This window comes from Brevibacterium metallidurans (assembly GCF_037101285.1).
Classification (GTDB): Bacteria; Actinomycetota; Actinomycetes; order Actinomycetales; family Brevibacteriaceae; genus Brevibacterium; species Brevibacterium metallidurans.
Genome location: NZ_BAAAAF010000001.1, coordinates 482,061 through 503,194, shown reverse-complemented (window position 1 = coordinate 503,194; position 21,134 = coordinate 482,061). Strand labels below are relative to the sequence as shown.

Below are 21,134 nucleotides of genomic sequence, written 5' to 3'. Positions count from 1 at the left end.
TCAGCCCTCGGCCTTGCCCTGACGCCAGTAACCCATGAACGCGACCTGCTTGCGGTCGACGCCGACCTCCTGGACGAGGTAGCGCCGCAGCCGCTTGACCGGTCCGGCCTCGCCGGCGATCCACGCGTAGAACGGTCGAGCCGTCCGCTCGGTCTCACTCGAACTGCTCTGCGCGGCCTGCGTGAGCTGCGCGGGAACGTCCCAGAGGATCTCGGAATCGATGTCGACATCCTCGAGTTCGACCGCACCCGCCCCCACCTCGGCGAGGACCCTGCTCTCAGCCCGGACCGCCGCACGCACGGCAGGTTCGAGCTTCTCCCCGAAGCCCGCATCGCCGCGCGGCAGCCACTCGATCTCGAAGCCCTCCGGCAGGGCGAGGTCGAGGACATCCGCCGCGGTCGGCACCTCGATGACCGCCTTGCCGCGCACATCGCGGCCCGACAGCGACTCGAAGATCGAAGCGATCGCCGGCACCGCCGTCTCGTCCCCGGCGATGAGGATCTGGTCGGCGTCGCCGGGATCGAACTCGATCCCGCCGTAGACGCCGTCGTGATCACGGGTGGGTCCGATGATGTGGAGACGGTGGCCGATCTGCGCCGTCTCCGCCCAGCCCGCTGCAGGGCCGGAATGCCCGTCCGCATCGGTGTGGAGGACCATGTCGACGACGAGTTCACGGACATCGTCACGCCACTCACGGACGGTGTACGTGCGCATGCAGCCGCGCTCGCTCTCATCGACCTGCAGCCACGCCTGATACCAGGGGACACCGGCGGCGGACTGCTCGGCGAGGAATCCGATCAGGTCGAACCTCGGCTCGGTCGCCTCACCTGGAGGAATGACGAGTTTGAGGCGCAGATCGCGCGGATGTCCGTTGATGCCGAAGTTCTCCAGGCCAGGGCCGCCGAAGGTCACACGGCGGAAGGCGGGGCTGAGATCTTCGATCCCGATGACGGTGGCATCGAAGGCGCTGACGGCTGGGCGTGACATGTGTTCTCCTTGGTCCCCGGCGCGCACAGAGTCGTCGGTGCGCGCAGGGATCGTTCCCGCTCCCCAGCGACGACGACCCGTGACACGACCGCGGTGGGTCGGAAGCCTCGGCGAGAGGCCCGACCCGGAACGTCGGATCACCTCATCGCCGATGGCGGGAAGTCCACGACGAGTCTACCCCATAGCTGGTTAGGATAGCCTCTCCAAATCAGTGCTACGGTGGTCAGTGTTCCGTCAGTGGGACTCCCACGGCGGAGAGAGTCACCGAGAGTCACTGCACGTCATCCGCGTCCGCCGTCCGAAAGGCACCCATGCGCCGTCGCCAGCTTCTCGCCCTGTCCGCGCTCGCCCCACTCGCCCTCGTCGCCTGCACAAGAGAGCCCGAGTCGACGGCTGCGAACCCTGCCGCGAACTTCTCCTATTCGCCCGCCGGCTACGACGGGGTCACCGTCACCCTCGACCGCCCGGCCGAACGCATCGCCATGGACTACTACTCGGCCGCCGCGCTCGCCCCCTACGGCATCGCACCCGTGGCCGTCTTCGGCTTCGGGAAGAACGAGTCCCCGGGCAGGTCCTTCGACTCCACCGGCGTCGAGGTCGTCGGCGCCGACATGGAACTCGACACCGAGGCGCTCGCCGCCGCGGCCCCGGACATCATCGTCGCCTACGGCAACGACACCGGCGACGGCTGGACCTGGTGGGACGACAAACTCAAAGAGCAGGTGAGCGCACTCGCCCCCTTCGTGCCCGTCAAGCTCAGTGATCAGACCCCCGATGAGATGTTCGCCCAGTACGCCGCGATCGCGCAGGCCCTCGGCGCCGACACCGAGACCGACGCGATCGCCTCCGCGCGCCAGGACTTCGACGACACCCGCCGGCGCATCCGCGACATCACCGCGCAGAAGGACTGGCTCTCCGTCCTCCTGGCGAACTTCAACGCCGACATCATCTACACGGCGAAGGAGCTCGGCGTCGCCTCCATGCTCGCCGACGACGGCGTCCGCCTCGCCGGACCCGATGCCGGCGCCGACAGCTCCTGGGCGGAGGTCTCGTGGGAGAAGATCAGCGACTGCCCCGCCGATGTCATCCTCGTCCACGACGCCTCGGCGGATTATGCGGACAATCCGATCTTCACGGCCCTGCCGACGGTCGCCGCCAACCAACTCGGATCCTGGGACGACAAGCGCGCCTATACCTACGACGGATATGCGGCGTGGCTGAACGAGCTCGCCGACGTCCTCGACCGCGCTGACGATATCGATAAGCAGTCATGACCAGGCGGTGACCCCCGGTGACGCGCTTCTGACGCCGTCGGGTCGGGACCGGTCTAAGATCGGATCATGACTTTCTGGTGGCAAGAGCTGCGAACCAACCTTGCCCGATCGTACGAAGACCCCTCTGACCAGCAGTGGAATCCCGCGATTGCGACCCTGCCGGTGTCGGAGAGGGCCGCAGAGCTGTTCCGCGAAGTCGAAGACGACTTCCGCGCCATCGCAGCTGACACGCCGAGGTGGGACGACCCCCACCTCGACCCCGACTTCGAATGGGGTGGCGGCTCCGCCCCCGATGGCTGGTCCGAGGTCACCGACCACGAGAAGTTCGACATCGTCCACGCTCGCGCACGGGCGTGGATCAACGTCCTCACCCGCCGAGGCTGCCACCTCACCGCCCACGCAGTGAACTGGGCCAGCGACGACCCCTTCCTCTCGGTGGCCGACCGCAGCGAGATCCTCACCAGCGACGTCGACGGCAACCCCGAACTCGTCATCGGGTTCAACGACTACGTCGCCGACGAGGACGGCGTCGACCGCGTCGCCAACGTCATCATCGCCCTCGGCGACCCGGCCGTCTCCCTCGCCCGCGTACCCGACTGCGGCTGCGACTTCTGCGACTACGGTTCGGACGTGCTCCTCCAACAGCTCGACAGCCTCATCTTCTCCGTCATCGACGGCTCGATCGAAGCCCAGTCCGGAGGCCGCTACTCCGGCTACCGCACCTCGTTCGACGCCGCCGGCGAATTCTCCGGCGACACCTCCCACCAGCCCGCCCTGCACCGCTCACGCCCGTGGTTCCCCGACTGGACGCCGCGACCCATGCAGGACTGGGCCTGAGCACAGGGCACGACGGCGCCCCTCAGCTCAGCGGTCGGCCGCCTCGACGAGCTTTGACGCGACCGCGAGATCCTCCCACGACATCCCCGACCCCTTGAAGATCAGCGTGCGATCGTCGTCGAGCGGGGCCTCGCCCGTGCACACCTGAGACATCGTGACGATCGAATCCGCGTCGAGCGCGCCGTCGGTGATCGCGAGGACGACGTCACCGCATTCCCGCAGAGCCGTGCCGAGATCCTCGACGACGACCTCGGCGCGGGAGAAGAGCTCGGCCGGCAGCTCCCGGGCATGCGGATCGTGCGAACCGCACGCGAGGACGATCGCACCGGGACGGACGAGATCGGCGTCGAACAGCGGCGTCCTCGCCGTCGTCGCCGTGACGACGATATCGGCCGCACGCAGCGCCTCATTCGCCTCGGCGGTGCCGGCTTCGATGACCCGTCCGCGGCGTCGCACCTGATGACCGGCCTGATCGGGAGAGCGGACGACGAACGAGACCTCGGCGACGTCGACCACCTCGGCGATCGTGTCGGCATGGCCCACACCCTGCGGACCGGCACCGAAGACGACGACCCTGACCGGAGCGGTGAAGCGGGAGAGCGCGGGTTCGACCGCGGCGACGGAGACGGCCGGGGTGCGCAGGGTCGTCAGCGCGGCCCCGTCGATGACCGTGCGCAGGCGCAGAGTCGAGGCCTCGTACATGAGGTACTGACCGAGGATGCGCGGCAGCCCGCGTTCGGCGTTGCCCGTCGAGACGCCGACGAGCTTGACCCCCACCCACGGGCCGAACTCCGAGGGCATGAAGATCATGTTGCCCGCACTGACATCGGTGACGGTGCGCGGGATGTCATCGCTGGGATCGAAGCCGCCGGCGAGGGTCTCTCGCAGGGCGGCGACCGCCTCGGCGGGGGAGAGGGTGGAGAACACGGTCTCGGCATCGAGATAGGTCACGTCGTCCACGGGTGCTCCTTGGTGCTCGGTTCCGGTGACGCTCACTCACGTCCGCACCGGGTCGGTGCGAACGGGTTCACGATCGCCGCCCACCCTATGTGATCGCGCCCACAATTCCGAACCGCGTCCGCCCGGTGGGCGACGTGAGCGCCCTTCGCTGGGCGACAGCTGCTGCCGCCGGGCGGTGCCTGCTGCCGTCACCAGGCGATGCTGGTGCTGCCGACGGGCGGTGCCTGCCGCCACCAAGATACGCCGACGTGTGCCGGATCAGCCGGTGCTGCGGACGACGGCGGCGGCTGCGGAATCAGCCGGTGCGGCGGACCACGGCGGCGGCCGCCTCGGCGAGGATATCCAGCGCCGAGGCGATGAGCGGCTGACCGGACGAACCGCTGCGCACCCCTGTGAGGATCTTCCGCGAGGGCACCGGATCCCCGCGGAGGGGCACCCTGACGACGTCGTAGCCCTCGGGCAGCCGGGCGAGCCGCGGCACGAGGGCGACGGCGAGACCCGCGGAGACGAGCGCGGCACCGGTCTCCCACTCATGGGATTCGTGCGCGACCTCGGGGAAGAAGCCCGCCGCCGCGCACGCGGTGCGCACCAGCCGGTGGTACGGGGTGCCGGGGCGATCAAGGATCCACTGCTCCTCGGCGGCCTCGCCGAGCGCCACCGACTCCCGGCCGGCGAGCCGGTGGTGGCTGGGCACGAGGAGGTCGAGCCGATCGCTGAAGAGCGAGGACTGCTCGAAGCGGGCATCGCTGCGCGGCGGCAGCGGGTCGGTGGCGACGACGACGGCGATGTCGGCCTGTTCGGCGACGAGCAGGTCGAAGCACTCCTGCGGATCGGCCTCGATGATCCGCACGGCAGCGCCCGGATGTTCCCGCATCACCCGCTCCGCGGTGAGCGGCAGCAGGCTCGCCGCCGCGGTCGAGAACCCGCACAGTCGCAGCACGCGCTGACCGGTAGACGGGCCGACGGCGGCGAGTTCGCCCCTGATCTCCTCCCAGCGGGTGAAGAGCTCCTGTGTGCGCTCGAGGAGCAACTGCCCGGCCGGAGTGAGCGCGAGCACGCGCCCCCGCTGTTCGAGCACGCTCACGCCGAGATCCTTCGACAGGGTCCTCAACTGGTGCGACACCGCCGAAGGTGTGTAGCCGAGCCGCTCTGCCGCGGCGGTGACGGTGCCGACCTCGGCGAGGACCCGAAGGACGTGGAGGCGACGATCGATCATGCAATATTCTTGCACGATCGCTGGCGAAAGGATTCGCTTCTCTTCGCCGGCGGCCAGGCGGACACTGAAGGGGAGCGGACACTGGTCGCTCAAGCGGTGCGTTCCCAGCGCCCGGACGGACCGGGCCCCGACCGCACGCTGGCGGTGGCATCGCTCACGGTGGCATCGCTGACTGTGGCATGACAGACGGCAGCGCCGCAGATACGCACAGAAGCAAGGCGGTGGAATCCATGACCCTGGTCCCCGATGACACGGCCGTCGGCAGGCCGCAAGCACCCGGACAGGCTGCGCCCGGGCAAGCTGCCCCCGGGCAGGCTGCATTGATTCAGGATGGACTGAGTCAGGATGGACTGAGTCAGGATGGACTGAGTCAGGATGGACTGAGCAGGGCCGCCCCCGGACAGGCAGCACCCGACGGGTCGGTGCCCCGTCTCGGCATCGCTGGCCGCGACATCGCCGGTCCCGACATCGACCGACTCATCGACGAGCGCCGCCCCGGATACTCGCTCGAGGCCCCGTTCTACATCAGTCCCGACCTCTTCGCCCGAGATGTCGAGGCGATCTTCGCCTCGACGTGGATCTTCGTCGGCAGCGTCGCCGAGGTGCCTGAACCCGGCGACTTCGTCACCATCGACATCGGCACGTACTCGGTCATCGTCATCCGCGACGACGATGACGGAATACGTGCCCACCACAACGTCTGCCGCCACCGCGGGACAAGACTGCTGGGCGAGCCCGCCGGATCGGTGGGCAACATCGTCTGCAGCTACCACCAGTGGACCTACACTCCCGGCGGTGAGCTCATCTCCGCCGGCGCACAGGCACCGGGCTTCGACCCCGCCTGCTTCTCCCTGCGCTCGGTCAGCGTGCGCACCATCGCCGGACTGATCTTCCTCTGCCTCGGGCCCGAGCCGCACGACATCGACGAGGTGGCCGAGGTCATCTCCCCCTACCTCGCCCCGCACGACATCGCCGGAGCGAAGGTCGCAGCTCAGGTCGACCTCATCGAGGACTCGAACTGGAAGCTCGTCATGGAGAACAACCGCGAGTGCTACCACTGCGAAGCCGGCCATCCGGAGCTCACCTGCACGTTCTTCCCCACCTACGGCTATGCCCCTGACGAGATACCGCCCCGCCTGCAGCCGGCCTACCACCGCTTCCTCGATGCCGAACGCCGACTCCACGACAACTGCGACCGCAACGGACTGCCCTTTGCCCTCGTCGAGGAGCTCAGCGGTCGCCCGACCGGATTCAGGATCGAGCGCGCCGCCCTCGACGGGCAGGGGGAGTCGTACACGATGGACGGGTCGGCCGCCTCGGCGAAGCTGCTCGGAGACCTCGACACCTTCACCCTGGGCAGGGCCTCACTCCATGTCCAGCCGAACATGTGGTTCCACGCGATGGGCGACCACATCGTCACCTTCAGCGTCGTCCCCCTCGCCGCGGACAGGACGCTCGTGCGCACGACGTGGCTCGTCGACGCCGATGCCGAGGAGGGCGTCGACTACGACCTCGCGAACCTCACGTCGGTGTGGATGAAGACGAACGAACAGGACGCGGCCTTCTGCGAACGCGGCCAGCTGGGGGTGTCGTCGCCGGCGTACCTGCCGGGACCCTACGCCCCCACCGAAGGGCACCTCGATGAGTTCTGCACGTGGTACATCGAACGGCTCAAGGCGCACAGGGAGAGGGTGAGCGGGCGATGAGATATGTGAGGTCGCCGTTCCCGCTGGTCGCCGAGGCGGTGCCGAGCAAGTCGACGTTCCGGGTTCCCGCGTGGGGCGGTACGACCGACGTACCCGGCAGCACCGACGACGGGATCACCGGACTCGCCGAATGCATCGCGATCACCCCGGTCACCCGCGACATCATCTCGATCGACCTCCGCGCACCATGGCTGACCGCTGTCGACTTCGAACCCGGACAGTACCTCACGGTGCGCGTGCCCGAGCTCGGCCTCGACCGCTGCTACTCGATCTCCTCGGCGCCCTTGGGCACGAACACGTTCACCCTCACCGTCAGACGCCGGCCCGGCGGCGCGGTGTCGAGCCACCTCCACGACCGTCTCCGCGTGGGCGACCGACTCCACGTCGACGGCCCCTACGGCCTGTTCAGCACGAGCTTCCACCCCGCCCGCAGGCACCTCTTCCTCTCCGCAGGCTCGGGCATCACCCCGATCATGTCGATGGTTCGCGCGCTGCTCGCCCGGACGGACCCCGAGACGCTCGACGTCGTCCTCGTCCACAGCGCCTCGACCCCGGACGACATCGTCTTCCGCACCGAACTTGACCAGCTCGCCGAGGTCCCCGGGATCACCGTGATCACCGTGTGCTCCCGCGACTCCGCGACCGAGGTCTGGGCGGGCCGGCGGGGCAGGCTCAGCCATGAGATCCTCGCCGAGGCGGTCCCCGACGCCTGGAACCGCGAGACCTTCGTGTGCGGGCCGACCGGTTACATGGATGCCGTCCGTCCCCTCCTCGCCGAGGTGGGTGTCCGGGCCATCCACGAGGAGTCGTTCGTCTTCTCGACCTCGCCGGCCGCACGTCTGGCGAAGCGGAGCGGGCAGGGCCGGAAGAGTGTTGGCGGCGTGGGGACACGACCCTTCTCGATCACCTTCGCGACGAGCGGCACGCAGGTGCCATGCGATGCCGAGACCACCGTCCTCGATGCCGCCTTCGCGGCCGGGATGGCGTTCACATCCTCGTGCGAGCAGGGGATGTGCGGGACGTGCAAATCCGACCTGATCAGCGGCGATGTCGAGATGAACCATGCCGGCGGCATCCGCCCCAAGGAGCTCGTCGCCGGCCGATTCCTCCCCTGCTGTTCGACACCGCTGAGCGACCTCGTCGTCGACCGCTGAGGTCAGCACCTGGTATGCGGTGCCCAAACGGAGCAGTCAGCGGAGGACGAAGCCGGGCACGAGGTCGTCGCGGGCATCGACGGAGAACGTGCACTCGGCGACCTTGTGAGCGGTTCCCGTGACGACGGGGACGACGCTGTCCCAGTGTCCGGCGCCGGGACCGCCGCTTCCGGCTCCCGTCCTCTCGTCGACAGTGCTGAGCCCGCCGGCAGCGCCCCCGACAACGCTCTGCACGCGGGCGCGGAACCGCGTGTCGACGATCGAGTCGTGGACGAGGACCTGGTCGGCGGCGAGCTCTCCGCTCGCCCACAGGGCCGCCACGCGCGCTGCCGTGCCCGAGCCGCACGGCGAGCGATCGACCTGACCGTCGGCGAAGATCGTGACATTGCGCTGGTGGAGCTCACCCTCGTCGGTGAGGCCGAGGCGATCGACGAAGATCGTGCCGTAGACGCCGCTGAGCCGCTCATCGGTGGGATGCACCGTGAGCGGATGCCCGGACAGAGCCGCCTTGACCTCGCGGCCGACGGCGATGAGATCACCGAGAGCCCCGGGTTCGACGACGAGTCCGAGCCGATCCGCATCGGCGCACGCATAGAGCGCCCCGCCCCACGCGAGATCGACCTCGACCCGGCCCCGACTGGTGTCCACCGCGACGCCCGTCGCGACGAGGCGACTGGGCACATTGACGAAGTCGACCGACTCGACGAGCCCGTCCTCGTCGGTGCGCACCGCCGCGCGCACCCGACCCGAGGGCACGTCGATGACGACCTCGGTCACCCCCGACGGATCCGGAGCGACGCGCCCCGATTCGATCGCCCACGCGCCGAGCGCGATCGTCCCGTGCCCGCACGCGGTCGAGAACCCGTCCTTGTGCCAGAAGAGCACCCCGAAGTCCGCTCCTTCGTCGTCGGGCGGAGTGAAGAACCCGCCGTACATGGCGGCATGTCCACGCGGCTCGAAGCACAGCAGCCTGCGCAGATCGTCGACCTCGCTGCCCCCGATCGCCTGGGCCCGCCGCTCGGCGACCGTGTCTCCGGGAATCTCGACCGGCGGATCGGCCACGATCCGAAACGGCTCACCGGCCGTGTGATAGTCGATCGTCGTGCACGTCATCGAATCCGCCTCGCACAGGGTCTGACCATCACAATGCCATGCCCACGCGCAGTCCCTCGAGCACGGCGGCATGGACATTCCGGGAGGCGACCGCGTCCCCGATCCGATAGAGGACGAAGGGGGCGTCCGCCTCGGCGAGGGAGATCTCCGGCTGCGGCCGGCCGTGCACCCACGCCTCGAGATCGATCGCACCGCGGTTGCGTGAACGCTCCCGCAGCTCGAGGTAGACCTCGTCGTTCGGCAGGGTCCCATGGTCGACGACGACGGCATCGGCGGCGACGGGCGTCTCCTTGTCGGAGTACTCGTTGCGCAGTCCTGCCCGCACGCTCGTCCCCTCCGGATCCGCCGTGATGAGACGCTCGCCGAGGCGGACCTCGACCCCGAATTCGGAGAAGACCCGCAGGTAGGCAGGGGAGTTCATCGACCCGATGTCGATCCCGATCGTCCGTTCCGGGCTGACGTAGATGACCTCCTGACCGGCCCGGGCGAGACGCTCGACCGCATCGAGAGCGGGGTAGGCGCCATGATCGTCGAAGACGAGGACGCGCCGCTTCCCGCGCAGGTGGTCGTCCATGACGTCCCAGACGTCGAACGCCTGGGTCCGACCCAACGGCGCACCGGTGTCGGGGATCCCTCCAGTGGCGACGATGACGACGTCGGGATCGAAGGCGAGGACCGCCTCGGCGTCGGCGAAGGCATTGAGCCGCAGGTCGACGCCGTGCTTCGCACACTGCTGGACACGCCAGTCGACGATGCCGATGAGATCCCGGCGCCGGTCGGAGCGGGCGGCGATGCGCACCTGACCGCCGGGCGCGGAATCGGCTTCGAGGAGGGTGACCCGGTGCCCGCGGACCGCTGCGACCCGAGCCGCTTCGAGACCGGCTGGACCGGCGCCGACGATGACGACGTGCTTGGACTGCGCCGCTGGGTGCGTGGCCTGCGTTGCCGCGTCGCTGCGGATCTCCTGCGGGAGGTCGGCCTCGCGACCGGTCGCGGGATTGTGGATGCACGTCGCCGACCCCGAGGTGTAGATGCTGTCGAGGCACATGTTCGCGCCGACGCACGGGCGGATGTCGTCCTCCCGATGCTCGGCGATCTTGCGCACGAGATGCGGGTCGGCCAGCTGCGCCCGCGTCATCCCGACGAGGTCGAGGCAGCCGTCCTCGATCGCGTACCGGGCGGTGGGCACGTCGGCGATGCGGGCGGCGTGGAGGACGGGGATCTCAATGGCTTTGCGAATGCGGCGGCACGTCTCGAGCCACGGTGCCGACGGGGTGCCCATGCCCGGAATCGCCTCGGCGAGGACCCGGTCGGAGCCGATCGTGCCGACGTTGACGTTGAGGAAGTCGATGCCGTGGGCGGTGTAGGTCTCGAGGACGTCGGTGGCCCGGTCCTCGCGCATGCCGTCGTTCCGGCGCTCATCGACGGCCATGCGGATGCCGACGAGGAAGTCGCTCGGCACCGCCGCCCTCACCGCGTCGATGACCCGCAGCGGGAAGCGAGTGAGGTCGGCGAGCTCACCGGAGTACTCGTCTGTGCGTTCGTTGAGCCACGGGGCGAGGAACGCATCGAGGAGGTGACCGGCGTGCATGATCTCGATGCCGTCGAAGCCCGCCTCGGCGACCCTGGCCGCCGCGGCGGCGAAGTCGGCGACGATGCGATCCATGTCGAAGTCCTCGAGCGCCTTCGTGAACGACCGGTGAGCGGCCTCCCGGGTACGGGAGGGAGAGACGAGCGGCAGCCAGTCGCCGGTGAAGTTCGACGAGCGCATGCCCAGGTGAGTCGCCTGGATCATCACGGCGGTGCCTTCGGCGTGGCAGTCCTCGGCGATGGCCGCGAGCCAGGGAGTGACCTCGTCGGTCGAGAGATCGATGTTGCCGAACGCAGCCGGGGAGTCCTTCGAGACGATCGCCGAACCGCCGATCATCGTCAGTCCCACCCCGCCGCGGGCCTTCTCCCGGTGGTAGAGCCGGTAGCGGTCCTTCGGCATGCCGAGCTCGGTGTACGCCGGCTCGTGCGAGGTCGAGACGATGCGGTTCTTCAGGGAGAGTCCGCCGAGGTCGAACGGCTGGAGCAGCGGGTCGCCGGGCTGGAGCTGCGGATCGTCCATTCCTCCTCCATCGCAGGAACGTGAGTGGTGAGTGCGGCATCTGTTGCAACAGTGGTGCTGGGATCGGTGGTCGTTCGTTCGACGGTGCTGTGTTCGGCGGTGCTGTGTTCGAGATTGGGTAATCGATTACCGACTACCATGCTTCCATGGTCGATTCCCACGGCTATGCTGTCAATAGTTTCGCCGGTGACCGTTCAGCCGACGACGATTGAGGAGAGTGGCTTTGGACAGAGCACGACCCGCAGCCCCACCGTCGTTGCGCGAGCACGCCCTCTCGATCATCCGCGACGCCATCGCCACCGGTGAGCTCGACGAGGAGAGGATCTACTCGGCCGCGGGACTCGCGAAGCAGCTGGGTATCTCGCTCAGCCCCGTGCGCGAGGCGATGATGGCCCTCGTCACCGAGGGCACCGTCGAAGCCGTTCCCAACCGCGGCTTCCGCCTCGTGCCGATCACCGAGACCGATCTCGAGGAGATCATCCGCATCCGCGTCCTCCTCGCGGTCCCCGCCGTCCGCGAACTCTGCCGACAGGCGGTCGAGGCGAAGGGGGCCAGTGCGGGTGCAGGCGCCGACAGCGATCCAGGGACCGACAGTGAGCCCAGAGCTGCCGACGGTGACATCGGCGAGCGACTCCGGCTGCTGCGCTCTCACGCCGAGGCGACGGTGGCCGCAGCCGAGACCGGCGACATCGTCGGCTTCTACACCCACGATCGCCGCTTCCACGAGTCGCTGCTCGCCTTCGGCCTCGGACCCCGGGCCGCGGAGATCAGTCTGCGCCTGCGCGATCAGTCCCGCATCGGAGGCGGCGCCGCGGTCACCGGGACACCCGTCGAGACCGTCGCGGTCGCCTCGGCGAAGGAGCTCATCGACATCGTCGACCTCATCGAGGCCGGAGCAGGCGACGAGGTGGCCGAGCTCGTCACCCGCAACCTCTACTTCTTCAAACGCACCGAGGGCTGAGCTGCCTGAGACGACCGTCGCCCCTCGCCGCGGGCGGCGAGGGGCGACGGTGGGAAGGGACAGCGGGAAGGGTCGGACGGCTACTTCCCCGCACCGATCGGCATGGTCTCCGGGTCGATGTCGGGGTTCTCGTCCTGCGTCTTCTCGAGTTCGACGGCCTCCTCGTGCGAGCTCACCGTCGGGAACGACCCGAGCAGCGGACGGTGCGCGGACTCCTTCATGAAGCACACGGCGATGAGGGCGATGACCGAGAAGAACATGATGTAGAACGCCGGCATGTACGAGTTGCCGGTGAGGTCGATGAGCGCCTGACTGAACAGCGGGGTCGTGCCGCCGAACAGAGACACGCCGAGGTTGAACGTCAGACCCATGCCGCCGTAGCGCGAGGCCGTCGGGAACAGCGCCGGCAGCGTCGAGGCCAGACACGCGATGTAGAACGCCGCAGGCAGGGCGACCATGAACAGTGCGACGGTCACCGCCCACATCTCACCGATCTGCATGACGGCGAACGCGGGAACGATGAGGACGATCGTCATCACGGCCGCGAGACCGAAGACGAACTTCCGTCCCAGCCTGTCCGAGAGGCGTCCGATGAGCGGCAGACTCGCTGACATGAGGACGAGCACGGGGATCGTCACGACGGCGGCCTGGATGTTCGAGACCTTGACCGTCTCCTCGAGGTAGGTCGGCATGAAGCTCGTCAGCGCGTAGCCGATCGTCTGCGAACCCGCGACGATCGCGATGCCGATGAGGATCTCCTTCCAGAAGTGGCGGATGACCCCGATGAGCCCGTGACGTGCGTACGGGTCGTCGTTGTTCTTCGTCACCAGACCCTCGTCCTGGGCGGCTTCGAAGCCGGGGGTCTCGGGGATCTTCATCCGGAACCAGATCGCAACGACGCCGAGCGGGATCGCGACGAGGAACGGGATCCTCCACCCGCCCTCGACCATGGCGTTCTCGCCCCACAGGCTCGTGGTGACGACCGAGGTGATCGCCACGGTTCCCGCCCCTGCCGCGAAGCCGAGGTACGAGCCGACGTCGAGCCACGAGGCCCAGTAGCCGCGGGACTTGTCGGGGGCGAACTCGGAGACGTAGGTCGTCGCACCGGCGTACTCGCCGCCGGTCGAGAAGCCCTGGATCATCTTGAGCAGGTAGAGCGGGATGATCACCCACAGGCCGACCTGGGCGGCCGTGGGGAGCATGCCGATGAGCGCGGTCGCGGTGGCCATCGTGGCCATCGTGAAGAAGAGGACCTTCTGGCGACCGATCTTGTCACCGAGCGGACCGAGCACCATGCCGCCGAGCGGCCGGACGAGGAACGAGACCGCGAAGCCGAGCAGCGTGACGAGCAGACCCATCTGCTTGTCCATGCCCTCGGTGAACACGGTCGTCATCGTCACGGCGAGGTAGCCGTAGACGCCGAAGTCGAACCATTCCATGAAGTTGCCGACGGTGGTGCCGCCGATCGCGGTGCGGATGGACTTCGGTTCGACGACGATGCAGTCGTCTGCCTCCAACCGCTTCTTCCTCCGCTTGATGCGGAAGGGCTTACGGCCTTCCCTGGACGGTTCGGATGGGCCGGTTGTCATCTGAGAATCCTCACGTTGACTGCAATGCATTCGCCGCGGAGAAGCCGGACGGCGAAAAGACAATGCAGAACATCCTTGCGCTGTGTGCAACTCATGTCAACAATTCGTGTGACTCAGATTACACAAGGAGAGGTGTTTCCAGCGAGGGCTCACGGGTGTTCTCGCACGGAAATTCCACCGCAGGACAGCTTGTCCGCCGAGGTGCAGGAGGCCTTGCCCGACAAGGCCGAGAGGAGTCTGCCCGGGAGGACCCGGACGCAGCCTGAGAACCGCGGTCGGGAGGGTGGTCCCGACCGCGGTCGATGTGAGAAGGCTGACGTCGCCGAGGCGGTCGTCCCCGGCGTCGCATCAGTCCCTGCGAGGGAGATGGTCCCCGCCGAGGTGGTCGTCCGGCCCGTCAGGTCAGAGCGAGGACTCCGCGGCCTTGGGGTCGCGCACGACGCGGAAGGACTCGAGTGCCGGGTCGACGCTGCCGCGGACGTGGCCCGAGGGGCTTGCGGCGACGGCCTGGAGGAAGTCGACCGTCTCCTCGGTGATCGCCTCACCGGGGAGGACGTTGGGGATCCCGGGCGGGTACGCGGCGAGCGAGCTCACGCTGATGCGGCCGGCCGCCTCGGCGGCGGGAACGACCTCGGACTCGGCGAAGAACGCCTCGCGCGGAAGCATGACGAGGTCTCCGGCGGTCGGCAGGGGCGGGATCGCCGACGCCGACTCGTCCTCGGCGATCTCATGCGTCGCCGCGTTCTCGGTGCGCATCTGCTCGAGGGCGTCGAGAAGGCGGGAGATGTCGGGGGACTTGCCGAGGCCGATGAGGACGACGAGCGTCGTGGCCGTCGCCATCTCCGCGTAGATCGCGAACTCCTCGGCGAGGCGGCCCCGGATCGTGTGCCCGTCGAGGCCGGTGGCGGTGATGTCGATGGGCAGGCGGAACGGGTCGATGTCGACGACGTCGGAGAAGTTGAGGAAGTCGCCGGAGAGCAGCCGGTAGTGCTCGGAGCCCTCGATCTGCGCGCGGGCATGCCGGATGTTCTCCAGTGATTCGGAGATCGCGTCGTGGGAGTTGACGAGCTCGCGCCGGGCGATGTCGATCGAGGCCATGAGCGGGGCGTTCTCACTCGTCGAGGACGTCATCATGAAGGCGCGGGCCAGTGCCGGCTCGAGCCGGTCGGCGAACTCGGTGTCGCCGAGGTGGAGCAGCGCCGACTGCGTGAACGAACCGGCGAGCTTGTGCGTGCTCATGATGACCATGTCGGCCCCGAGCGTGACGGGCGAGGCAGGGAGATCGGGGTGGAAGCCGAAGTGGGCGCCCCAGGCGGCGTCGATGATGAGCATCGCACCGGCCTCATGGGCCACCTCGGCGAGCGCCGCGACATCGGCCACGGCACCGAAGTAGCTCGGGGTGACGAGGTAGACCGCGGTGACCTTCTCCGGGTGCATGCGGATGGCGTGGCGCAGCGCATCGGGGGTGACGCCGTGGGCGATGCCGTTGGCCTCGTCGACGTTGGGGGAGACGAAGCGGGGGTTGAGGCCGGCGAGCACGATGCCGTCGATGAAGCTCGAGTGCGCGCTGCGCTGGGTGACGACGCCGGTGCCGAGCGTGCCGACCGCGAGTGCTGCCATCCGGTTGCCCTGCGAGGAGCCGTTGGTGAGGAACCAGGTGCGGCGGGCACCCCACGCCTCGGCGGCGAGCTCGAGGGCCTCATCCTTCGGGGTGTCGACGCCGAGGTCGATGCCGTCGAAGAGCGGGGGGACGTCGAGGGAGAGGATGCGCTCGCCGAAGTAGTCGGCCAGACCGTGGGCGATGCCCTCGCCGTTGCGCCCGTGACCCGGAGTGGTGAGGAAGAGGGAGTCGCGCGCCGCCACCCGATCAAGCGCATCGGCATAGGGTGCGTGTGCGGCCCTGCGGCCCTCGTTGTCGGGTGAGCTGGGCATGGGGGAATCCTGGTGCACGGTCATTCCTTCAGAGTAGGGAACGGACGTCGACGGGAGAATACCAACTTTCCTCCTGTACTCTATATCCAGTATTGAACTGACGGGGAGAGGAATATGGAATTCCTTGATACTCGCGGTCTCATGGCTCTGCGCGCGATCGCCGACGCCGGTTCGGTCGCCTCGGCGGCGACACGACTGGGCTGGAGCCAGCCGACCGTCAACCATCACCTGGGCAATCTCGAACGCGCTCTCGGGGCCACGCTCATCGAGCGGACCCCGCGCGGATCGCACCCGACGACCGTCGGCAGCCTCGTCGTCACCCGGGCCGTCGAGATCCTCGGACTCTGCGACCGCCTCGGCGACGAGGTGGCCCTATGGCGGGACACGCAGGCGGTGCCGGTGAAGATCGGGGCGGTGCCGACGGTCGGTGCCCGCGTCATCCCGAAGCTCCACCACGAACTGCAGAAACGGCCCCGGTGGCAGACCGACGAGTCGACGCAGGGGCTCGGGGCCGCACTCGATGTGACGATGGACGAGCACGCCAAGCTCGTCGCCCGCCTCGAAGCCGGCGATCTCGACTTAGCGCTGCTCGTCTCGACCGATGTCGACAAGGTGTGGATCCCGCCGTCCCTGACCGCCGAGCACCTCTACTCCGAACAGCTCTTCCTCTGCGTGCCCACCTCGGTCGGGCCCGTCCCCATCGGGGCTGACGGGATGCCCGACTTCGCCGCACTCGTCCCCCAGACATGGGCGTTCAGCATCGATCCGGGCGACGCGATCGACGAGGTGATCCGCGCGTTCTGCCTCTCCGCTGGCTTCGAACCGCGGGTGGGGATGCGGATGGACGACTACGCGGCGATCAATCGGATGATCGCCGCGGGCCTCGCGATCGCCGTCATCCCCGAATCCTCGCTGCCCGCCGACGAGGGGATCGAGATCCTGCCGTTGCCGCTCAGCGCCGCCCGCCGGGACGTCCTCGTCGTCTCCCGGGCCCGGGTCCAGGGCCCGAGCCGGGGACCCGCCCGACACGACCCGATCGTCGCCGCCCACGGCGCGGCACTGACCGAGGTGATCGCCGACGTCCGCACGGTCACCGCCGTCTGGCGGTGACAAGCGGTGCTGAGAGGGAACGCCGAGGCGGGTGCGGTGATCGCCGGTCGCGGGCCGGTGCGTCCGGATGGTCAGTGCGGCTGCCAGGCGTCCTCGATCGCGGCCTTCTCGGCGATCTCCTTCGGCAGCCGCTTCGCGGCGAGGTCGGCGATCGTCACCTTCTCGAGCACGTCGCGCAGGGCGTAGCGCGCGGCCACCCACACCTGCTGGAGCGCCTCGGCGGCGTCGTCGTACTCGACGGCTTCGGGCCGTTGGCCGTAGATCGAGACGAGGGGGCCGTCGACGGCGCGGATGACGTCGGCGGCGCTCACCTCGGCGGCGGGTCGGGCGAACCTCCATCCGCCGGACTTCCCGCGCACGGACACGAGGATGCCGGTGCGGCGCAGATCGGCGAGGATGGCCTGGAGGAAGCCCTTGGGGATGTCCTGCCGGCGTCCGAGCTCGTCGGCGCTGATGGGGTCGCTCTCGCCCGCGCCGGCGATCTCGATGAGGGCGCGCAGGGCGTAGTCGGACTTCGTGGTGACCCGCATGCCGTCATCGTACAGCGGCACCGCGGACCGAGAGCGCCGAGACGGCGGGTCGGTCCGCGGTGCCGGGAAGGTCGGTCCGCGGTGCCGCGGGCAGGTGTCGGGAGGGCGCCGCTCAGGCGTCGGCGGGGACCGGCTCGGCCTGCGCCTCCTCACGGCGGGTCTTCCGCTCGAGGCGGATGACGTGGACGAGGAGCGAGACCCACGCCAGCGCCAGCGCGATGAGGATCGTCGTCACGACCGGGGGTGTCGCGCCGAGGGAGAGGGCGATCGTGCGGGCGTTGGTGAGGATGATGATGCCGCCGGCCGCGATCGCGAGGACCTTCGCGGGCAGGATCTTGACCAGCCAGGCGGCGAAGGGGGCGGCGATGATGCCGCCGACGAGCAGCGCCCCGGCGATCGACCATTCGATGCCCTGCGAGCCGAGGGCGAAGAGGAAGCCGAGGGATCCGCCGACGGCGACGACGAACTCGCTCGTGTCGATCGAGCCGACGACCTTGCGCGGTTCGAGGCGTCCGGAGGAGAGCAGCGTCGTCGTGCCCACGGGACCCCAGCCGCCTCCGCCGATCGCGTCGAGGGCGCCGCCGACGAGGCCGATGGGCACGAGCAGACCCTTGCCGGGGCGTCCCTTGAAGGTCGGTCGGGCGCCGCCGAGGGCGAGGAAGCGCCACACGACGTAGACGCCGAGGGCCAGCAGGATCCCGGAGATCCACGGGGTGGCCGCATCCCCGTTGAGTCCGGCGAGGAACGTGGCCCCGGCGAACGCGCCGATGAAGCCGGGGACGGCGAGGATGAGGACCGTGCGCCAGTCGACGTTGCCGAACCTGTGGTGGGAGATGCCGGAGACCAGCGAGGTGCCGATCTCGGAGAAGTGCACCGCCGCCGAGGCGGTCGCCGGGGCGATGCCGGTGGCGAGCAGCAGGGTCGTCGACGTCACGCCGTACGCCATGCCGAGCGAGCCGTCGATGAGCTGGGCGATGAGCCCGACGATGCCTAGGACGATGAGCTGTCGCATAGTGGCCGCCTTCCATGAGGGAGATTGTTGAGCAGTTCTGCGGTACTCCCACACAATAGCCATTAAGTTGAGTGAATTACTACACTATGAACTTCTGTGACGCGCTCTGGTGGCCGATGGCTGTGATTCTGGGACCAATGGCGGGTGCGCGGATCGGTGTGCGCCCACTTGCGGATGGAATCGTGGCGAAAGTCGCCTCCAGGGTTCCGCGGAATCGTCGACGAGTGGGCATAGATTGCTCAACTGTAGTGGGGTGGCGACTGCAGCGGGGTGGCGTCGGGCGAGGCGCGGGGCCCGCGGCACGGGATGCGCCGCACTGAGGCAGCCACCCTGCGGTGAGCTCGTGATTACTTCGGGTCCGGAATTCCGCCGAGGCGGAGCACGTCGAGGTCGACCTGACCCTCGATGCCGTCGATCTTCGCGAAATAGTGCACCTGCCACATCGTCCAGGTGTCGTTCTCGGGTCGGGCGAAGAAGTTCGTCACCCACTGCGGGCGTTCGGCCAGTGCGCCGATCGAGTATTCGGAGGTGAAGGATCCGCGGGCGTAGACGAGCAGGGGGCGGCCCCACGCCTCTTCGACGATGCGGCGGAAATCGGCCAGTTCGGCGTCGACCTGCGCCTGCGGTGGGCGCTTCGCGCAGGCCCCGATGAGTTCGAGGTCGATCGCCGGGGCGAGGGCCTCGGGGTCGGGAGGCGCTGCGGCGAGGAAGTTCTTCGCCTGTTCGGCGCCCGGCGAGCAGAGGGTGAAGAAGTGGTAGGCCCCGCGCCGCAGACCCGCTTCGCCTGCGCCCGCCCAGTTCTCGGCGAAGCGCGGGTCGACATAGTCGTTGCCTTCGGTCGCTTTGATCATCGCCGCCTCGACCTCGTCGCCGGCGACGGCCGACCAGTCGATGGCGCCCTGATGGTTGGAGACGTCGATCGCGATGACCTCGCCGGGCCCGAGGGCGGGACGGCCGTTGGGCACCCAGACGAACCACCACGCCGCAGCGAAGGCGAGGACCGAGACGAGGACGAGTGCTGTGATGACGAGCGGTCGGCGCGACCGCCGGGAGGAAGCGCGCCGGGTCGACGGACGCGAGGACGAAGCACGTAGGGTCGACGGACGCCGAGACGAGGAGCCTGCACCCGACGACCGCGACCCCGCCGACCGCGACCCCGGCTGTTGTCGGGATGACCTGCGGGTACGTCCCTTACCGCTGCCGCTGCTCGATCCGCTCCCGCTCATCACCCCAGGTTATCGGCACCACATCGCCCGACCCGACGCGGGCGCTCACGCCGCGCCCTCGACCTCCCGGACGATCGGCAGCTCGCACGTCGTCGGCGCGACCTGGCGGTACCCGGAGAGGAACTCGCCGAGGCGCTCGATCGACTGCTCGAGGACGTCGACCGACGGCAGGGTGACGAGCCGGAAGTGGTCGGGCCGGGACCAGTTGAACGCCGTGCCGTGGGAGATGAGGATCTTCTGCTCGCGCAGGAGGTCGAGGGCGAACTGCTCGTCGTCGGTGATCCCGAACTTCTCGACGTCGAGCTTCGCGAAGAGGTAGAGCGCCCCGTCGGCGCGCTGCGCGCTCACTCCGTCGATCGCGTTGAGCCCGGCGTGGGCGACCTCCATCTGCTCGCCGAGGCGGCCGGTCGGCAGGACGAGATCCTCGATCGACTGATGTCCGCCGAGGGCTGCCTGGATCGCGTGCTGAGCGGGCACGTTCGCGCACATGCGCATGTTCGCCAGCAGCGTGATGCCCTCGATGTAGCTCTTCGCCTCGGCGAGGGGTCCGGTGATCGCGAGCCAGCCTGCCCGGTAACCGGCGATCCGGTAGGCCTTCGAGAGTCCGGAGAACGTCAGGCAGAGGACGTCGTCGCCGGTGAGGGTCGCCATGTTGATCATCTCGACGCCGTTGTACGTGATCTTCTCGTAGATCTCGTCGGCGAAGACGATGAGGTTGTGACGCCGGGCGATGTCGACGATCGCCGCCAGGGTCTGCCGCGGGTAGACGGCGCCGGTGGGGTTGTTCGGGTTGATGACGACGAACCCGCGTGTGCGCTCGGTGATCTTCGCCTCGAGGTCCTCGAGGTCGGGCAGCCAGCCGTTCTCGTCATCGCAGGCATAGTGCTTCGGCGTGCCGCCGGACAGCGCCACCGAGGCGGTCCACAGCGGATAGTCGGGACTGGGCACGAGGATCTCGTCGCCGGGATTGCACAGCGCCTGGAGGGAGAGCGTGATGAGCTCGCTCACCCCGTTGCCGAGGAAGACCTCCCTCGCATCGAGGTTCGTGATGCCCTTCGACTCGTAGTGCTGGACGACGGCGCGACGGCCGGAGAGGATCCCGCGCGAATCGGAGTAGCCCTGCGCCTCGGGCAGATGTCCGACCATGTCCTGGACGATCGTCTCGGGGGCTGCGAAGCCGAAGGGGGCCGGATTGCCGATGTTGAGCTTGAGGATCGTGTGCCCCGCTGCCTCCATCGCCTCCGCCTCTTCGAGGACGGGTCCTCGGATGTCGTAGAGGACGTTGGCCAGCTTCGACGACTGCCTGAACATGGGTGCCTTTCCTTGAAAACGCTGCCCTTCCCACGCTAGGGCCCCTGCGCGGATGGTCCTGACCGATCAGAGGCGCGTTTCGAACACCTTTGGCACCCGAAGCGGA

Annotated in this window: 17 protein-coding genes; 6 read left to right on the top strand and 11 right to left on the bottom strand. The window is 68.6% G+C overall.

Annotation, left to right across the window (positions count from 1 at the left end; genetic code table 11):
• Window positions 1-987, bottom strand: coding sequence for a siderophore-interacting protein (locus AACX88_RS02195; protein WP_339391461.1), 987 nt, complete (start codon window positions 985-987; stop codon window positions 1-3).
• A 311-nt stretch (window positions 988-1,298) separates the two neighbouring features.
• Here AACX88_RS02195 and AACX88_RS02190 point away from each other — a divergent pair, with 311 nt between their 5' ends.
• Window positions 1,299-2,261: an ABC transporter substrate-binding protein gene (locus AACX88_RS02190; RefSeq protein ID WP_339391460.1), complete on the top strand. Its 963-nt coding sequence runs from the start codon at window positions 1,299-1,301 to the stop codon at window positions 2,259-2,261.
• Between the two features lie 66 nt (window positions 2,262-2,327).
• The gene (locus AACX88_RS02185) at window positions 2,328-3,098 is read left to right on the top strand and encodes a DUF6226 family protein (RefSeq protein ID WP_339391459.1); all 771 of its coding nucleotides are present in this window, start codon (window positions 2,328-2,330) and stop codon (window positions 3,096-3,098) included.
• Window positions 3,099-3,125: 27 nt separating this feature from the next.
• Here AACX88_RS02185 and AACX88_RS02180 read toward each other — a convergent pair whose 3' ends face one another.
• The gene (locus AACX88_RS02180) at window positions 3,126-4,058 is read right to left on the bottom strand and encodes an ornithine cyclodeaminase family protein (RefSeq protein ID WP_339391458.1); all 933 of its coding nucleotides are present in this window, start codon (window positions 4,056-4,058) and stop codon (window positions 3,126-3,128) included.
• 295 nt (window positions 4,059-4,353) lie between these two features.
• Entirely contained in the window at window positions 4,354-5,274 is a 921-nt protein-coding gene (locus AACX88_RS02175; RefSeq protein WP_339391457.1) for a LysR family transcriptional regulator, read from the bottom strand.
• A gap of 422 nt (window positions 5,275-5,696) precedes the next feature.
• Between AACX88_RS02175 and AACX88_RS02170 the strand changes: the two genes are divergently transcribed.
• Window positions 5,697-6,980 (top strand): aromatic ring-hydroxylating oxygenase subunit alpha, encoded by a 1,284-nt coding sequence (locus tag AACX88_RS02170; RefSeq protein ID WP_339391456.1) that lies wholly within the window; start codon window positions 5,697-5,699, stop codon window positions 6,978-6,980.
• 5 nt (window positions 6,981-6,985) lie between these two features.
• Window positions 6,986-8,134 carry an FAD-binding oxidoreductase gene (locus AACX88_RS02165; RefSeq protein ID WP_339391455.1) on the top strand — a complete coding sequence of 383 codons (1,149 nt, stop codon included), beginning with the start codon at window positions 6,986-6,988 and terminating at the stop codon, window positions 8,132-8,134.
• A gap of 36 nt (window positions 8,135-8,170) precedes the next feature.
• On the opposite strand, the gene AACX88_RS02160 is transcribed toward AACX88_RS02165, so the two are convergent.
• Window positions 8,171-9,247: a proline racemase family protein gene (locus AACX88_RS02160; RefSeq protein WP_339391454.1), complete on the bottom strand. Its 1,077-nt coding sequence runs from the start codon at window positions 9,245-9,247 to the stop codon at window positions 8,171-8,173.
• A gap of 28 nt (window positions 9,248-9,275) precedes the next feature.
• Window positions 9,276-11,357: an oxidoreductase gene (locus tag AACX88_RS02155; RefSeq protein WP_339391453.1), complete on the bottom strand. Its 2,082-nt coding sequence runs from the start codon at window positions 11,355-11,357 to the stop codon at window positions 9,276-9,278.
• 223 nt (window positions 11,358-11,580) lie between these two features.
• Between AACX88_RS02155 and AACX88_RS02150 the strand changes: the two genes are divergently transcribed.
• Window positions 11,581-12,318 carry a GntR family transcriptional regulator gene (locus tag AACX88_RS02150; protein ID WP_339391452.1) on the top strand — a complete coding sequence of 246 codons (738 nt, stop codon included), beginning with the start codon at window positions 11,581-11,583 and terminating at the stop codon, window positions 12,316-12,318.
• 80 nt (window positions 12,319-12,398) lie between these two features.
• Here the strand turns inward: AACX88_RS02150 and AACX88_RS02145 are convergent, their stop codons facing one another.
• A complete protein-coding gene (locus tag AACX88_RS02145) occupies window positions 12,399-13,907 on the bottom strand; it encodes an MFS transporter (RefSeq protein WP_339391451.1) in 1,509 nt (502 codons plus the stop codon).
• 402 nt (window positions 13,908-14,309) lie between these two features.
• Entirely contained in the window at window positions 14,310-15,863 is a 1,554-nt protein-coding gene (locus AACX88_RS02140) for an aminotransferase class I/II-fold pyridoxal phosphate-dependent enzyme (protein ID WP_339391450.1), read from the bottom strand.
• A gap of 90 nt (window positions 15,864-15,953) precedes the next feature.
• Here AACX88_RS02140 and AACX88_RS02135 point away from each other — a divergent pair, with 90 nt between their 5' ends.
• On the top strand, window positions 15,954-16,949 hold the full coding sequence (locus AACX88_RS02135; RefSeq protein ID WP_339391449.1) for a LysR family transcriptional regulator: 996 nt from the start codon (window positions 15,954-15,956) through the stop codon (window positions 16,947-16,949).
• Between the two features lie 71 nt (window positions 16,950-17,020).
• Here the strand turns inward: AACX88_RS02135 and AACX88_RS02130 are convergent, their stop codons facing one another.
• The 4 genes from AACX88_RS02130 to AACX88_RS02115 form a co-directional block, all read right to left on the bottom strand.
• Complete coding sequence (locus tag AACX88_RS02130; RefSeq protein ID WP_339391448.1) at window positions 17,021-17,479, bottom strand: RrF2 family transcriptional regulator; 459 nt, start codon at window positions 17,477-17,479, stop codon at window positions 17,021-17,023.
• A 112-nt stretch (window positions 17,480-17,591) separates the two neighbouring features.
• Complete coding sequence (locus AACX88_RS02125) at window positions 17,592-18,491, bottom strand: sulfite exporter TauE/SafE family protein (protein ID WP_339391447.1); 900 nt, start codon at window positions 18,489-18,491, stop codon at window positions 17,592-17,594.
• 347 nt (window positions 18,492-18,838) lie between these two features.
• Window positions 18,839-19,717 carry a GH25 family lysozyme gene (locus AACX88_RS02120; RefSeq protein WP_339391446.1) on the bottom strand — a complete coding sequence of 293 codons (879 nt, stop codon included), beginning with the start codon at window positions 19,715-19,717 and terminating at the stop codon, window positions 18,839-18,841.
• A 45-nt stretch (window positions 19,718-19,762) separates the two neighbouring features.
• Window positions 19,763-21,028: a pyridoxal phosphate-dependent aminotransferase gene (locus AACX88_RS02115; RefSeq protein WP_339391445.1), complete on the bottom strand. Its 1,266-nt coding sequence runs from the start codon at window positions 21,026-21,028 to the stop codon at window positions 19,763-19,765.
• Between the last annotated feature and the right edge of the window lie 106 nt (window positions 21,029-21,134).